Here is a 14,538-nt window from a genome sequence, read left to right as displayed (position 1 = left end):
AAAGCCGGAACGAATGCCCCGGCAGGCGGATGACAGACCGATCCATTGCAGCGCCATGGTCTAACCGAGGCTCCGTTCGAGCATCTGCAGATCACGCTCGCCGGCGCGGAACGTATCGCCGGTCTCGATCGCCGTGACGATCACTTCGGCCGGGCTGAACAGCAGCGGATCGATGGCATAGAAATCTCCCTTGAACCGCTTGAAGACTTCGGCGAAGGGGTGGCCGTGGTCGCGCGAGGCTTGGCTCGGCAGTCGCTCAGCGAGTTCGCTGGCGTCTTTCGCCGAGCCTTTTACGAAGAGCTGGACGCTGCCGCCATAGATGATGGCGTCGTTGGTTCTGCCCATGGCGGTCAGAAAATCCGGATGCGGGGCGGGGATGGGCGCCGTGCCGATGCCGTCGACAACGTTGTCCAGCGGAAATTTGAGATCGTTGGTCTTGTGCAGGGCAACCTCGAGCGCGCGCGCAACGATCTGCACGCCGCCCGCCAGGCTTTGTGTCGGCGCATAGAGGAAGGTGAGCTTTTCGGGTGCCAGTCCGGTTGCCCTGCCGACCTTCTCGACGATCGCCTGGGGCGGCGGTTTGGCCGTCTCCAGGATCAGCACGGCGGACGACGCGGTGTCGCGATAGGAGAGTGTTTCGAACAGCGGTTCGACGCGGGCGAGCGCCCGCGCCGGTCCCGATCCCATGGCGAAATAGCCCTGGCTCGACAGGTTCCAGCCCGCATACTGGCTGCCCAGGCAGGCAAGCACCGGCTGCGACGACCGCACTTCGATGGTGAACGGCCATTTTGGCGACGCACGGTCCATGCACACCGAAATGCTGCCGAGGCCGCCCATCGCGGCTTCCGCCATGCGCAGCCCGGCCTCGACGCCGCCGGCGGCCCTGGCGCCGGCATCGATCAGGCACTCGCCCAATGGCCCGGTGGAAACGCCGATACGCAGGCGTTCGGCGTCGGCGATCATGCCGTCGATGATGCGCTGCGCATTGTCGTTGAGGAATGCCGAACCGTCTTTCATGTCCGGTCTCCTTCCCATTGGTGTTGCAATCGGCTGGCTTGTCCCTTGATCAGCCGCCTGGTCAGATCGGCGCTCGGACCGCGCGCGAAGATGGTGCAGACCGGATCGCCGGCAATCAGACGGGTGCCGGGCGACTGATGGTCGGCAGTCCATTCAGGCCAGGCAATCGATGGAAAGCGGGCGATCGGCGCCGCCGCGTAGGTCACCATCGACGCCATCGAATCGACAAAGCGCGGCAGGCGGTAGGCCCTGCCTGCCGCGGCGCGCAGATGCACTTCGATCAATGGCGCGTCGGCATCGTCGAAAATGTCGAGCGTGGCGCCGGGCCGCGGATTGATCTCGATGAGCTTGTAGCCATCCGGTCCGCGAATGAGATCGGCGCTGCACAATCCAACCAGGCCGGCGCGACACGCCAGACCTGAAAGCCAGCCGCGGATCATCGCCGCCCGTCTGCGATCGAAGCGCCTCAACCGCACGGCGCCGCCATAGCGATAGGGCGCTGCCGGGGCAGGCGACGCCCATTGTTGGCTGAAGCCGACGATGTCAGCGCTTTGGCCGTCGCCGACGAACAGGGCCGAGATGCTGCGGCCGGCAATGAAACGCTGGAAATAGCGGCCGCCAGAAGCCTGACACTGTAATATCGGGGTTTCTCCGGCGGCCCGCCTGATATGCGCGCCGCCAGCGCCGCCTGCGGTCTTGACCACCCAGTTCTCCGGATCGGGCGGCGGGTCCCATCGGAATTCCGGATGCGGAATGCCGAGTTCGGCGCAATCGGCGGCCAGCAATTGCGGGTCCTTGATCCTGCGGATCGCGGCGCCGCTGTTGCCGGCGAGCGGAAAATGGCGCGCGATCTCGTCGACGGTCTCGGTCATCCGCTCGAAGCCCGAGCCCAGGACAATGGCGACCGGGTGGTCGTCCCCGGCCAATTGCTGAAGCGTCTCGATGATGCGCTCGCCGTCGATGCCGCCTTGCAGGTCGCCCGGCAGCATCGTCGCGCGCTCGGCAAGCGCGACCGTGTCGGTATCGCAAAAGAAATCGGCGACCAGCGGACGATAGCCGGCGCGGCGCGCAGCGGCAGCCAGCGCCCGGCCTGAAATCGCCGCGATCAGCAGAGTTCCGGCGTTATTTGGCGGTCTCGCGTGCAAGGGAAAATGCTTCCTGGAAATCGAGCGTGATGGTTTTTTCGGATTCGATCATTCTTTTGAAGAGGCCGAATTCGACCTTGTATTTCACGTTGCCGATGGCGAGCGGACCAATGCCGACAGCTTTTGCCGCTTCGAGCGGATCGCCATTGGCATTGACGGCCACGCCTTCGATGCCGGCCGGCGGGACCGCATTGACGTCGGCGGCAATAAGCAGGCCGTCGCCTTTCAACTGGGCTTTCGAGACCACCTGGACGCCGGCCTTGGCGCACGCCAGGATCACCTCGCTCGCCTCGACCAGCTTCGTCTTGCGGGCGTCGCTCGACCCGTCGGCCGCATCGACGGCGGTGTTGAACCGGCTTTTGATCTCGGCCGCGATCTGCTTGACCCTTTCGATGCCGTCATGGCCGACCAGCGTCACCCCCGCGCCTTCCCTGGCGGCGATCACGGCGGTGCAGAAGCCGACGACGCCGGTGGCGCCGAAAACAGCGATCCTGGTGCCTTTCAGCCCGCGCTCGAATTTCTTCTCCAGCGCTTTTTCGACCTTGGCCACCATCGCCGCGGCCGTGGTGAACGAGCCGGCCGGATCGGCGAACACCGAAACCTGGAAAGGCGGCACCATCGCTTTTCGCGCTGCGTCGAACATGTCGAGCGCCAGCGAGGCATCCTTGCCGGCGATAAAAATGCCGGTATCGACGCCCGCATCGGGCGGGCGCGAGAAGATCGCGTCCTGCACGAGGCCTGTCACCTCTCCCAGGCTTACATCGACATAGGGGACGACGGCGTCGAAGCCTGCGTCGAGAGCCATGTTCACGTCGAAAGGGCTCATATGCTTCAACGGCGTCAGCATGTGCAGGATGTGTTTGCGGGCCATTTCTCGCCTTTCTTCTTGAACCTGATCGTGTTGCCCAGCCGTCAGCTGCCGACGAGATCAAGTCTGGTCGAACTGATCTTCGCGCCGGAATTCCTGCCCTTGACGATCCTGATCTCGATGCCGTCTTCAACTGTCTGCTGAACCGCGCTGACGAAGCTGACTGCAGCGTCTTGCGATGCGGCAAAGGCAAACCCTGTCGGCCCCCACGAACTCTGGCCGATGCCGACGGCGCCTGCTTCGTTGAGACCGTGGGCCACGCTCTCGACCCGCCTGGAGGTGAACACGCCGTCTTGCGCCGGGGCGAAATGGGTGCCGATCAGCATCTGGATCGCGGCGACGGCGGCGCCAAAGGCCGGCAGGTCGTGCTCGACAAGAGCCGGCATGATGCCCATCAGCACCCGCCGGCAGATCTCGCCGCTGCCGGATGCGGGGAAGGGCGGCAGCGAACGAAATGCCGCGATCTCGGCATCGCCATGCAGTCCATGCCCGCCATGGTCGAGGATCAGGATGACGCGCCACTGTTCCGGAAACGGCAGTCGCGCCACGACCGGAGGCGGCCTGCCGCTGTCGTCCTTGCCGGCGTCGACAATGACGCCACCGCTTTCGAAGCTGGCGATGCCGATGCCGGATCGTCCGCCGCGATCGAGCAGGGTCGCATCGCTGTCTGTATCGAGAGGCAGTTTGTGGAGCGTGCGCAGCGCCGCGGCGACGGCAAGGGCGATCTGCGTGCCGGAGCCCAGGCCGGCATGGCTGGGGATCGACTGTTCGACCACCAGACGGTGCTGACCGCGAATGCCGAGATGGCTGCAGAGCGTCGCCAGATGTTCGCCGGCGCGCCGGCTCTCGGCACCTTCGACGATGGTCTCGCTGGACCGCGACAGGGTGACTGTTGTTTCGGGTTCGCTCAGCGGCAGCCCGACGCTGCCAAAGCGACGCCCGGTATCGCCGTTGAGATCGAGGAAGCCAAGATGCAGGCGGGCGGGCACTCGTATGGTAACAGAATTCGACATCTACCCCCCGATGGGTGCATCATAGACGCATCATGGAAGTTTAGGTGCCCGTCGCCATGATAGCTGTTTTCGTCGAAGGGGCAAGCCGCAGAGAGTGCATTCGTTTTATCTTCTTTTTGGCCCCGGCGCGAGAACGGACCGGGCAATTCGCGGAGGTCGAGATGAACGAGACGCCCAAGGAAAAGGTCTATTCGGAAGCCGAGATTGCCGACCGGCTCGAGAAGGAACTGCCGAAATGGTATTACGAGAACGGCTGGATCCGGCGCAAATACAAGACCCACAGCTGGAAATCGACACTGATGGTCATCAACACGGTCGGCCATCTCGCCGAGGCGGCATGGCACCACCCCGACATCACGGCTTCCTATGCCTGGGTCGAGGTGCGCCTGATGAATCATGCGGCCAAGGGCATCACCGACAAGGACTTCGAGCTGGCCAAAAAGATCGAGGATGTCGTCCAGTGGCAGCCGGCCCGGGAAGGCGGCGCGCTGGAAGGCACTCCGCCGACCGATCAGCGCTTCGCTTACATCAAATATGATTAAGCGCGGTCGGAATTTGTTGATGGCGTATAAAAACATTCGCTAATCTGCTGAGAGACTGTTTGGAAACTCTACTCTGGCGGCCATCTGATGGCGTTTTCTGCGCTTCCGGTGCTCACGGACCCAAATGTCCGCTGCGCTCCGGTTCTCGAAACCACCACCATATGACTCACCAGAGCGAATTTCGAAACAGTCTCTGACAGGCGGGGTTCACGGCCGATCCAGTTTCGTCTAGGATCGGGCCGGCACCAGAAAGTAGCGTAGTGAATGGCGGTTGCTTGGATCGGCAACCGGGAAACGCTGGTCGAGCGCGCGGCCGCACATGCCGCCGCGCTGTTGGGGTCAAGCCGGTGCCCGGTTTTCAGCCTGGATACGGATATACACGGCACCAGGGCGGCGATCGCTCTGGCTGAGCGGGTTGGCGCGGCATATGATCATGCCGATGGCGCGGCAGTTTCCCGAGAGGCCGCCCTTTTTACCGACAAAGGCGCGATGACCGTCGCGCCCGGCGAGACGCGCCGGCGCGCCGATGTCGTGGTGATCGTCGGCGAACTCCCGCAGATCCACCATCAATTTGTCGGCGAGCTTGCCGAGACGGTTCCCGATCTCTCGGCCCCCGATCTCTCGGCCAAGAATCAGCGCGAGATCTTTCTCGTCGGGTCGAATGAAACGGCTGCGCCGCGGTTGAGCAACGGGCGGACGGCGACGCTGCTGTCCTGCGGCGAGGCAGGCCTCGGCGCGACGCTGGCGGCACTGAGGGCGCAGTGGAGGGGGCGCCAGACATCGCAGCCGGTGTCGAATTTCGACGATTTCGCCAAAGCCCTGGAGGCTGCGCATTTTCCCGTCTTCCTGTTTTCAGGCGACGCAACCGACGGGCTGGCGCTGGAGATGTTGCAAGGGCTGATCACCGATCTCAACCGCAAGTCACGCGCATCCGGCCTGCATCTGCCGGTGAGCGAGAACGGATGGGGAAGCGCGCTCGCCTCGACCTGGATGACCGGTTTTCCGCTGCGCACCGGCTTTGCGCGCGGCTTCCCGGAGTTCGATCCCTGGCGTTACGACGTCGCGCGCATGATCGCTGCCGGCGAAGCCGACCTGCACCTGCGGATCTCGTCCTCGATTGTCCAGCCGAAGAAGAAAAGGAACCGCATGGCGCTGATCGCCCTGGCGAAAACGCATGAGCCGGTCGCGGGTGCTGCGGTCACCATCGCCATCGGCGAAGCGGGCGTCGATCATCAGGCGGTGGTCTATTCCAGCCGCACCGGATCGCTGCGGTCAGTCGAGGCGCGAGCGGTGTCCGAACTGCCGTCTGCTGCGACTGTTATCCGGCTGGTCGCCAGTCATGTCTCCGCCGAGGCGGCGTTGCCATGCTGACGAAAATCGCCGGCGGCGACATCATCGATCCGGTCAACAGCCGTCTCGGCAAGGGCGACCTGTGGATCAGCGACGACAAGATCGTAGCGGCGCCGGCGGCGGGCGCTGCCGACCGGACCATCGACGCTGCCGGCTGCATCGTCATGGCGGGCGCCATCGACATCCATTCCCACATCGGCGGCGGCAACGTGAATACGGCACGGCTGCTGTTGCCGGAGCAGCACGCCGCGCACCAGGCGCGGCCGGCGACGACGCCGCTCTCCAATGCCGGCTGGTCGACCTTCCAGACCGGCTGCCTCTACGCCAAGATGGGTTTCACCACGGTGGTCGAGCCGGCGATGTCGCCGGGAGCCGCGCTTCACACCCATCTCGAACTGGCCGACATCCCGATCATCGACAAGGCGACGCTCGCCATTCTCGGCAACGACGATTTCCTGCTGTCGATGATCCGCGACGACGCCTCCTCAACGATGATCGAGGACTATGTCGCCTGGACGGTCGCCTCGACGCGGGCGCTTGGGGTCAAGGTGATCAACGCCGGCGCGGCGGCCGCCTTCAAGGAAAACGTCCGCACCTTCTCGCTGGACGATGTGGTGCCTTCCTATGGCGTCAGCTCGCGCAAGATCGTCAAGACGCTGCAGGCGGCCGTCGGCAGCCTCGGCGTCCCGCATCCGCTGCACGTCCATTGCAACAATCTGGGCAGCCCCGGATCGGCGGACACGGCGGCCGCGACGATCGCGGCGGCGGAAGGATTGCCGCTGCACCTCGCCCATCTCCAGTTCTATGGCTACGGCACGGAAGGCAAGCGCAGGTTTTCCTCGGCCGCGGCGCGGCTTGCCGAACTGGTCAACGCGACGCCGGAAGTCACCATCGATATCGGCCAGGTGATGTTCGGCCAGACGGTCACCATCTCCTCCGACGTCATGCGGCAGTTTTCGGCGCGTGGCAGTGCGCAGCCGAAGAAATCCGTCATTCATGACGGCGACGGCAATGGCGGCGGCGTCGTTCCCTACCGCTACGGCAAGGACTTTTATGGCACGATGCAGTGGGCGATCGGGCTCGAGCTTTTTCTGCTGATCGACGATCCGTGGCGTGTCTTCTTCACCACCGATCATCCCAACGGCGCGCCCTTCACCGCCTATCCGGCCCTGTTCGAGCTGCTGATGAGCCGGGAAGCGCGCACCGAAATGATTGCCGGACTTTCACCTTCGGCCATGGCGCTCTCGACCCTGGCGGCGATCGACCGCGAATACAATTTCGAGGAAATCGCCATCATGACGCGAGCGGCCCCGGCCAGGCTGCTCGGGCTGACGGATCGCGGCCATCTCGGCGCCGGCGCGACAGCCGACATCGCTGTCTACCGCAGGGACCAAAATATAGCGAAAATGCTGGGGCAGGCGGCGTATGTCTTCAAGGACGGCGATCTCGTCGTGCAGGACGGAGAGATCACCCACTACCGCTGGGGCAAGGCGCTCAGGCTCAATCCGTCGCCGGACAAGGCGATGCTGCGGCGCCTGGAAGACTATCACCAGCAGCGCTACGGCCTCTCGCTGGACTGGTTCGATTTCCCGGATTCGGCGATCGCGCGCGAACAGCCATTCGGCGAGGTGGCATGCCGAACGTGAGCGTAAATGGCATAGTGATCGACGATACCTTTGCCGAGGCCTTCGGCATGCGCGCGACCGCCATCATCATCACCGCGCCGAACCGGAAATGGGCGCGCCAGGCGGCGATCACCATGACCGGCTTTGCCACCTCGGTGATCGGCTGCGGCTGCGAAGCGGCAATCGATGTCGAGCTGCCGCCATCGGCGACACCGGATGGCCGACCCGGCTGCCGCGTGATGATCTTTGCGATGGGAACCGACGAGCTGCAGAAACAACTGCTCAATCGCGTCGGCCAGTGTGTCTTGACCTCGCCGGGTTCGGCCTGCTTCGCCGGACTGGAGGGCAGCGCCGCGTTGAAGCTCGGTTCGGCGCTGCGTTATTTCGGCGACGGCTGGCAGATCTCCAAGAAAATCGGCGGCAGGCATTTTTGGCGGGTTCCGGTCATGGACGGCGAATTCCTGTGCGAAGCAACGACCGGGCTGACCAAGGCTGCCGTCGGCGGCGGCAATTTCTTCGTCATGGCTGAAACCAGCGCCAGGGCCTTGCTCGCCGCCGAGGTCGCGGTTGCCGCGATCGGCCTGGTGCCGGGCGCGATCGTGCCGTTTCCGGGCGGCATCGCCCGTTCGGGTTCCAAGATCGGCGGTAAATACAAGGGCATGATCGCCTCGGCCAACGAAGCCTACGCGCCGACACTGCGCGGTGTCGTCAGGAGTGAGCTCGGCGCCGACATCAACGCCGTCCTGGAAATCGTCATCGACGGCGAGACCAACGATGCCGTTGCCGCGGCGATGAAGGCCGGCATCAAGGCCGTCATCGAGCTCGGGCCGAAGCGAGGCGCGGTTCGCATCAGCGCCGGCAATTACGGCGGCAAGCTCGGCAAGTTCATCTATTCGCTGAAGGATATGCTGCCGTGAAAGCGCTGACCTTCACCCTTGTCGCCGAGCCACCCGAGCGCCTTGATCTGTCGCGGTTGACGGCGGAGCGGCTTGCCGGGATCGAAAGGCGCGATTTCGAAAAGATTCGGATCGGCATGTCGAAGCATGGATCGAAGGTCGGCGATATTTTTCGCGTCGCCGGCAACGATCTGCTGGACATCGTCTTCGAAGGCGGCAGCGCGCGCCTCGACCGGGTGGCGGAAGGCATGCGGGGCGGTTCGGTTCGCCTCGTCGGTGATGCCGGCGCCCAGGCCGGGCGCGCCATGCGCGGCGGCACGCTCACCATCGAAGGCAATGCAGGCCCGCATGCCGGCTCCGGCATGCGCGGCGGCAGGCTTGAAATAACCGGCAATGCCGGCGATCACCTTGGTGGGCCGCTCGCCGGCGAACTGGCCGGCATGAATGGCGGCGTGCTGATCGTCAGGGGCAAAGCCGGCGCTTTTGCCGCCGACCGGATGCGGCGCGGCCTGATCGCGGTGCTGAAAGGCGCAGGCGACAATGCCGGCAGCCGCATGATCGCCGGCACGCTGGTGGTGGCCGGCGGCACCGGCGAGATGCCTGGCTATCTGATGCGTCGCGGTTCGATCCTGCTCGATCGGGCGCCGAAAAGCCTGTCGCCGAGTTTTGTCGAATGCGGCGCGCCGGAGAGCGTCTTCGCCGCCGTCATCGATCGCCATCTGATCGCCGAGGCTATCTTGAAACGGCCGCTGCTGGGCAACGCGCCGCAAAAATATGGCGGCGACAACGCGGTGCTTGGCATGGGTGAGGTTCTTTTCCCGCGCTGAGGCGTGCTGCTGACGGCATTGCCGTTAAGCCGCCATAACCGCGGGGAGGGTCAATGATCGTCGTTGGCAATCAGTTTCGCCAGGCAATCCCCCGCCTGGCTCTTGGGCATGCCGAGATCTCTGACACTGTCCATGTGGTTGCGGTTGGTGAGAACAAGCGACGTTACCGGCGAACCCTGCTGCAGCAGGTGCTCCTTGAATCGATCTGCCTGCTGATGGAAAGGCGGCGTCTCGTTGGCTCCGACCAGAACCATCGCCCTGGTTTGAGGATCATGCCGATAGGCAAGCGGTGTAAACCTGGCGACTTCCTCATCGGTGATTGCAATCTCGTTGGCGAGAAAGGAATTTTGGAGCGGTTTCAAATCGTAGAGCCCGCCGAGCAGAAGGGCTGCCCGCACATTGGAGGGGGTATGCTCGCTGTTGAACAGGAACGTTGAAAGATGTGCCCCGGCCGAATGACCGCTGACGGTCAGGTTTTCCGGGTCTCCGCCATGGTCGGCGATATGGGCCAGAACCCACCGCTTGGCGCGGCGCACCTGGTCGACGATCGTCGCCATCCTGACCTTGGGCATCAGAGCATAGTCGACGATGGCGGCAATCGCACCGGCCTGGGTAATCGTCGCCGCGACGTATGAGTAGTCGCGCTTGGAGAACATCCTCCAGTAGCCGCCATGGATAAACATGTGCACCGGCAGGCCGCTTGTTTTGCCCGGGGGAAAGAACAGGTCGATGGTTTCGGTCTGATCCGGCCCATAGGCAATGTCCGCTGTCATCGGGATGGTTGCGCGGACGGCCTCGCTGCGGCGAACGATATCCTGGACGAGTTGATCGAAATCGGCGACATGGTCGCGGATGCGGAACGGATCGTTTTGCACTCTTCCTCCGCTCAGATGCTGATGGCGAGGTATTTCGCCTCCATGAACTCGGCAATGCCGTGATGCTGGCCGCCCTCGCGGCCGAGGCCGCTCTGCTTGACCCCGCCGAACGGTGCTGCCGGATCGGACATCAAGCCGCGGTTGAGAGCGACCATCCCGGCTTCGATCCTGGATGCCACCCGCATTCCACGGGCAAGATCGCGCGTGTAGATGTAGGCGGCAAGACCGTATTCGGTGTTGTTGGCACGCGCGATGATTTCGGCTTCCGTTTCGAAGCTCGAGATCGGCGCCACCGGCCCAAAAATTTCCTCGTGCGCCATCTCCGCCTCGGCCGGGACGTCGCAGAGCACGGTCGGTGGATAATAGTATCCCGTTCCCGAGCCTGCCTTGCCTCCGCACAGCACCCGCGCGCCACGGGCGACAGCATCGTTGACCAGACGGTCGATCTTGTCGACGGCCTTCCTGGTGATCATCGGCCCGCACTCCGTGGCTCCGTCCGTGCCAGCGCCGATCTTGAGTGCCGACATCCGCCTGGCGAGGCTTTCGCAAAACGCATCGTAAACGCCGGACTGGACATAGATGCGGTTTGCAGCCGTGCAGGCCTCGCCGGCGTTGCGCATCTTCGCCACCATCGCCCCATCGACCGCCGCGTCGAGATCCGCGTCATCGAACACAAGGAATGGCGCGTTGCCGCCAAGCTCCATCGAACACGAAACCACGTGCTTTGCGGCCTCGGCCAGCAGAACGCGCCCGACAGAAGTCGAGCCGGTGAAGGAGAGTTTGCGCACCCGCCGATCGGCCAGCATCGCGGCCGTCACCGGGCCGGGATTGGAGGTTGTCAGAACGTTGACAACCCCCGGTGGGACACCCGCTTCTTCATAGAGGGCGGCGAGCGTGTAGGCGGTGAGCGGGGTCTCGCTGGCCGGCTTCAAAATCACCGTGCACCCGGCAGCCAGGGCGGGCGCGATCTTGCGCGTCGCCATGGCGGCAGGAAAATTCCAGGGTGTGACAAGGACGCAGATGCCGATCGGCTCGTAGTCGACGACGATGCGGTTGGTGCCGGAAGGCGCCATCCCGAATCCGCCGGTGATGCGAACGGCTTCCTCGGCATTCCAGCGAAAGAATTCCGCGGCATAGGCGATCTCGCCACGCGCGTCCCGCAGTGCCTTGCCGTTTTCCAGCGAGATCAGGGTGGCCAGCGTCTCGCAACGCTGCGTCATCAGTTCGAAGCAATTTCTGAGGATTTCGGAACGCTTGCGGGGCGCTGTTGTGCGCCAGCCATCGGCGGCCTTGGCCGCAGCCTCGACGGCGGCCGTTGCATCTTCGATCGTCGCATCGGGAACGGCGGCGATCACCGCCTCGGTGGAGGGGTCGACGACCTGGATTTCCCTGCCGTCGGCGGATTGCCGCCATTGGCCGGCGATATACAAGCCGTGGGAGAATCTATGGAAGCCGGCAGTGTCCTGCTCGTCCTCCAGCAGCTGATGAGATATGTTCATGGCCTGCTCCTCGATTGCTCACATGACACAGGCGGCGAGATCGCCATCATGGGCGGCCTGGATCAGGCCGCGCATGGCTGCCGGATCGAAAGGACGCGGATTGTTCTTGATGAGACGGTCGATGCCGAGCGCCTGTTCGGCCGTCCAATCGAGCTTGTCGGCGGGAAGCCCGAGCCTGGCCAGCGTAGGCGTGATCCCGATCGCTGCAAACAGCCGGCCGATCTCGTCGATCGTCGCGTCGGCCATCTCGGCGGTGCTCCGGTCCTTGCCGTCGAGACCAAGGGCAAGGCCGATCTCGGTCATCTCGGCGGCCGCGGCGGCCCGGTTGTACTTCATGACATACGGCAGCATGGTGGCGACACCCAGCCCGTGAGCGGTGTGGGTAAGGGCGCCGACCGGATATTGCACCGCGTGCGCCGCCGCCGTTCCGGCCGTCCCGAACGCGCAGCCGGCTGCAAGCGCGCCCATCATCACATCGGCGCGAGCGTCCTCGTCGGCCGGGGCGCGGCAGGCCTTCTCGAGACTGCGGCCAAGCAGCTTGATCGCGAGCAGCGCAAAATGATCGGTCAGCGCGCTCTTGCCGATGAAGACATGCTGTTGCGGCAGGCTGGGGTCAGTGCCGCGCCTGGCGGCGGTAAAAGCCTCGACCGCATGGGTCAGCGCGTCTGCGCCGGCGATCGCCGTCAGTCCCGGGGGACATGTCATCGTCAGTTCCGGGTCGCAGATGGCGGCTGCCGCGATCAGATGCGGGCTGGAGATGCCTACCTTCATGGTGCGATCCGGATCAGAAATCACCGCGACAGGGGTCACTTCCGAGCCGGTGCCGGCTGTCGTTGGCACCGCGATCAGCGGCAGCGTCGGACCGGGCACCTTGAACTCGCCGTAGTAGTCCTGGAGCAGGCCGCCGTGGCTGATGAGCAACGCGGCGCATTTGGCCATATCGAGACAACTGCCGCCGCCGATGCCGATCACCATGTCGGGCGCAAACTCCCGCGCCTCCTCGACGCAGACGGCAACCGTGTCGCGCGGCACATCGGGCTGCACACGATCGTGCACCAGAACATCGATCGATGCGCCCTCGAGCGCCGCCATGATCTCGGCGAAGGCGACAGTTGCGGCAAAGCGCTCGTCCGTACAGACGAGAGCGCGATGGCCGAGCCTGGCCGCAACGGTTGCAATGACATGGCGCTGACCCTTCCCGAAGAGGATTTCACGCGGCAGCCTTATGGCAGCGAAAAGGCTCATGGTCTTGCGTCCCTGGATGATGGTGGAAAGGCGAAAGCTCGCCGAGCCCCCACGGTATCCTCTATTAAATCGTATAGGATATAGGATTGTATTGAGCGAAGCATCGTGTTAGCCAGTGGTCCTGTCAAGAGGCAAAGATGCAGGTCACGAACACAAGCAATGCCCGAGAAGTCGACCCCGCCGGCGGGCGCATCCAGCGATCCAACAGCCTGGTTGAGGACGTGTATGAAGCGATCTTCGCGCAACTCATGTCGCTGAAGATCGCGCCTGGCTCACGGATCACCGTCGACAGCCTGGTCAAGGAACTCGACGTATCCCACACGCCGATCCGTGAAGCGCTTGGCCGCCTCGAAGGCGAAGGCCTTGTGCTGAAGACACATTTGATCGGCTACCGCGCCGCGCCGCAGATAACCAGGCGCAGATTTGACGAACTCTATGAGCTTCGCCTGCTGCTCGAGCCGCATGCGGCGGCCAAAGCAGCCGCATTGATGGATGAGGCGAAACTTGCGGTGCTTCAGGAGTCCGCAGGCGGCATGGCGCGCCGCGACGGCAAGGATGAACGCCTGCGCTACTCCAACTTTGCGCGGCAGGACGCCATTTTCCACGACAGGATCATGGAATTTGCAAACAATGAACTGGTGCGCGAGACGCTCGCGTTCCAGCATACGCACTTCCACATCTTCCGCCTGATGTTCCATTCGCGCGTCACCGAGGAGGCGCTCGACGAGCATCAGGCCATCCTGGCCGCCTTCGCTGCCTCTGACCCCGCTGCGGCGGAACGGGCGATGCGCCGTCATATCGAGCATTCCCGTGATCGTTTGCTGCCGGCGTTCGATTGAGGCCCGCGCCGCCGGCCAGTGCGATGTCCGCCTCCCTTCCATTCACAAAACCCTTCCATCCACAAACGAGGAGCCGACCATGCCAGGCAAGAAAATACTGATGCTGACCGGTGAGTTCACCGAGGAATACGAGATCTTCGTCTATCAGCAGGCGATGGAGGCCGTCGGCCACATCGTCCACGTTGTCTGTCCTGACAAGAACGCCGGAGACCTGATCAAGACGTCGCTTCACGATTTTGAAGGTGACCAGACCTACACCGAAAAACCCGGCCACAATGCCTTGCTGAACAAGACTTTTTCGGAGGCGGAAAGACAGCTCGACCAGTATCATGCCGTCTATTGCGCCGGCGGCCGTGGTCCCGAGTACATCCGCACCGACAAGCGTGTGCAGGCGATGGTTCGCCATTTCCACGAGACCAGGAAGCCGATCTTCACGATCTGCCACGGCGTCCAGATCCTGATCGCGGTCGACGGCGTCGTGCGTGGCAAAAAGGTCGGTGCGCTGGCTGCCTGCGAGCCGGAAGTGACGCTGGCCGGTGGAACCTATATCGACCTGTCGCCGACCGAGGCCTATGTCGACGGGACGATGGTCTCGGCAAAGGGCTGGACCGCACTTGCCGCGTTCATCCGCGAGTGCCTGAAGGTGCTGGGAACGGAGATCCGCCACAGCTGAGACGATCGTTGGCGCCGAAAGGCAGGCAAATTTGCCGAGTCAGCGCCAACGGAAGTCTCCCTCCCCCTTGTGGGGAGGGGTTAGGGGTGGGGGTCCTCGTAGAGCGAAAGCCTCGGAATTACGG

The 14,538-nt window shown here is 63.8% G+C and carries 14 protein-coding genes; 7 read left to right on the top strand and 7 right to left on the bottom strand.

Annotated elements, in window-relative coordinates; translation table 11 throughout:
- Positions 1-60 precede the first annotated feature (60 nt).
- Genes mch through AC0L2A_RS14410 form a run of 4 tightly spaced genes read right to left on the bottom strand, consistent with a single transcriptional unit; the run spans position 61 to position 4,043 of the window.
- The gene (mch, locus tag AC0L2A_RS14425) at positions 61-1,017 is read right to left on the bottom strand and encodes a methenyltetrahydromethanopterin cyclohydrolase (protein WP_473609310.1); all 957 of its coding nucleotides are present in this window, start codon (positions 1,015-1,017) and stop codon (positions 61-63) included.
- Complete coding sequence (locus tag AC0L2A_RS14420) at positions 1,014-2,162, bottom strand: ATP-grasp domain-containing protein (protein ID WP_473609309.1); 1,149 nt, start codon at positions 2,160-2,162, stop codon at positions 1,014-1,016. The genes mch and AC0L2A_RS14420 overlap by 4 nt, the downstream gene beginning before the upstream one ends.
- Complete coding sequence (locus AC0L2A_RS14415) at positions 2,140-3,033, bottom strand: NAD(P)-dependent methylenetetrahydromethanopterin dehydrogenase (RefSeq protein ID WP_473609308.1); 894 nt, start codon at positions 3,031-3,033, stop codon at positions 2,140-2,142. Before AC0L2A_RS14415 ends, AC0L2A_RS14420 begins: the two co-directional genes overlap by 23 nt.
- Before the next feature lie 41 nt (positions 3,034-3,074).
- Positions 3,075-4,043 (bottom strand): beta-ribofuranosylaminobenzene 5'-phosphate synthase family protein, encoded by a 969-nt coding sequence (locus AC0L2A_RS14410; protein WP_473609306.1) that lies wholly within the window; start codon positions 4,041-4,043, stop codon positions 3,075-3,077.
- Positions 4,044-4,204: 161 nt separating this feature from the next.
- Between AC0L2A_RS14410 and AC0L2A_RS14405 the strand changes: the two genes are divergently transcribed.
- From AC0L2A_RS14405 to AC0L2A_RS14385, 5 genes are all read left to right on the top strand, one after another.
- Complete coding sequence (locus tag AC0L2A_RS14405; protein WP_473609305.1) at positions 4,205-4,585, top strand: 4a-hydroxytetrahydrobiopterin dehydratase; 381 nt, start codon at positions 4,205-4,207, stop codon at positions 4,583-4,585.
- 264 nt (positions 4,586-4,849) lie between these two features.
- The gene (locus AC0L2A_RS14400) at positions 4,850-5,956 is read left to right on the top strand and encodes a tungsten formylmethanofuran dehydrogenase (RefSeq protein ID WP_473609304.1); all 1,107 of its coding nucleotides are present in this window, start codon (positions 4,850-4,852) and stop codon (positions 5,954-5,956) included.
- Entirely contained in the window at positions 5,950-7,581 is a 1,632-nt protein-coding gene (locus AC0L2A_RS14395) for a formylmethanofuran dehydrogenase subunit A (RefSeq protein WP_473609303.1), read from the top strand. Before AC0L2A_RS14400 ends, AC0L2A_RS14395 begins: the two co-directional genes overlap by 7 nt.
- Entirely contained in the window at positions 7,569-8,477 is a 909-nt protein-coding gene (fhcD, locus tag AC0L2A_RS14390; RefSeq protein WP_029350418.1) for a formylmethanofuran--tetrahydromethanopterin N-formyltransferase, read from the top strand. The genes AC0L2A_RS14395 and fhcD overlap by 13 nt, the downstream gene beginning before the upstream one ends.
- Positions 8,474-9,283 carry a formylmethanofuran dehydrogenase subunit C gene (locus tag AC0L2A_RS14385; RefSeq protein ID WP_473609301.1) on the top strand — a complete coding sequence of 270 codons (810 nt, stop codon included), beginning with the start codon at positions 8,474-8,476 and terminating at the stop codon, positions 9,281-9,283. The genes fhcD and AC0L2A_RS14385 overlap by 4 nt, the downstream gene beginning before the upstream one ends.
- Positions 9,284-9,333: 50 nt before the next feature.
- On the opposite strand, the gene AC0L2A_RS14380 is transcribed toward AC0L2A_RS14385, so the two are convergent.
- The 3 genes from AC0L2A_RS14380 to AC0L2A_RS14370 are packed head-to-tail and all read right to left on the bottom strand — an operon-like array spanning position 9,334 to position 12,902.
- The gene (locus AC0L2A_RS14380; protein WP_473609300.1) at positions 9,334-10,158 is read right to left on the bottom strand and encodes an alpha/beta hydrolase; all 825 of its coding nucleotides are present in this window, start codon (positions 10,156-10,158) and stop codon (positions 9,334-9,336) included.
- A gap of 11 nt (positions 10,159-10,169) precedes the next feature.
- Positions 10,170-11,657, bottom strand: a complete 1,488-nt coding sequence (locus AC0L2A_RS14375; RefSeq protein ID WP_473609298.1) for an NAD-dependent succinate-semialdehyde dehydrogenase — start codon at positions 11,655-11,657, stop codon at positions 10,170-10,172.
- Between the two features lie 18 nt (positions 11,658-11,675).
- On the bottom strand, positions 11,676-12,902 hold the full coding sequence (locus AC0L2A_RS14370) for an iron-containing alcohol dehydrogenase (RefSeq protein WP_473609297.1): 1,227 nt from the start codon (positions 12,900-12,902) through the stop codon (positions 11,676-11,678).
- A gap of 137 nt (positions 12,903-13,039) precedes the next feature.
- Between AC0L2A_RS14370 and AC0L2A_RS14365 the strand changes: the two genes are divergently transcribed.
- Positions 13,040-13,741: a GntR family transcriptional regulator gene (locus tag AC0L2A_RS14365; RefSeq protein ID WP_473609296.1), complete on the top strand. Its 702-nt coding sequence runs from the start codon at positions 13,040-13,042 to the stop codon at positions 13,739-13,741.
- Positions 13,742-13,820: 79 nt separating this feature from the next.
- Complete coding sequence (locus tag AC0L2A_RS14360; protein ID WP_473609295.1) at positions 13,821-14,414, top strand: DJ-1/PfpI family protein; 594 nt, start codon at positions 13,821-13,823, stop codon at positions 14,412-14,414.
- The last annotated feature ends 124 nt before the right edge of the window (positions 14,415-14,538 follow it).

Source organism: Mesorhizobium sp. WSM4844 (assembly GCF_055811775.1).
The sequence above is the reverse complement of the archived record's forward strand: the minus strand, read 5'-3'. Positions and strand labels throughout refer to the sequence as shown.

Excerpts from the sequence above, each read along its gene's own strand:
- AC0L2A_RS14405 (WP_473609305.1), top strand. The coding sequence starts at position 4,205 with ATGAACGAGACGCCCAAGGAAAAGGTCTATTCGGAAGCCGAGATTGCC.
- fhcD (WP_029350418.1), top strand. The coding sequence starts at position 7,569 with ATGCCGAACGTGAGCGTAAATGGCATAGTGATCGACGATACCTTTGCC.
- AC0L2A_RS14400 (WP_473609304.1), top strand. The coding sequence starts at position 4,850 with ATGGCGGTTGCTTGGATCGGCAACCGGGAAACGCTGGTCGAGCGCGCG.
- AC0L2A_RS14370 (WP_473609297.1), bottom strand. The coding sequence starts at position 12,902 with ATGAGCCTTTTCGCTGCCATAAGGCTGCCGCGTGAAATCCTCTTCGGG.
- AC0L2A_RS14395 (WP_473609303.1), top strand. The coding sequence starts at position 5,950 with ATGCTGACGAAAATCGCCGGCGGCGACATCATCGATCCGGTCAACAGC.
- mch (WP_473609310.1), bottom strand. The coding sequence starts at position 1,017 with ATGAAAGACGGTTCGGCATTCCTCAACGACAATGCGCAGCGCATCATC.
- AC0L2A_RS14410 (WP_473609306.1), bottom strand. The coding sequence starts at position 4,043 with ATGTCGAATTCTGTTACCATACGAGTGCCCGCCCGCCTGCATCTTGGC.
- AC0L2A_RS14375 (WP_473609298.1), bottom strand. The coding sequence starts at position 11,657 with ATGAACATATCTCATCAGCTGCTGGAGGACGAGCAGGACACTGCCGGC.
- AC0L2A_RS14360 (WP_473609295.1), top strand. The coding sequence starts at position 13,821 with ATGCCAGGCAAGAAAATACTGATGCTGACCGGTGAGTTCACCGAGGAA.
- AC0L2A_RS14415 (WP_473609308.1), bottom strand. The coding sequence starts at position 3,033 with ATGGCCCGCAAACACATCCTGCACATGCTGACGCCGTTGAAGCATATG.
- AC0L2A_RS14365 (WP_473609296.1), top strand. The coding sequence starts at position 13,040 with ATGCAGGTCACGAACACAAGCAATGCCCGAGAAGTCGACCCCGCCGGC.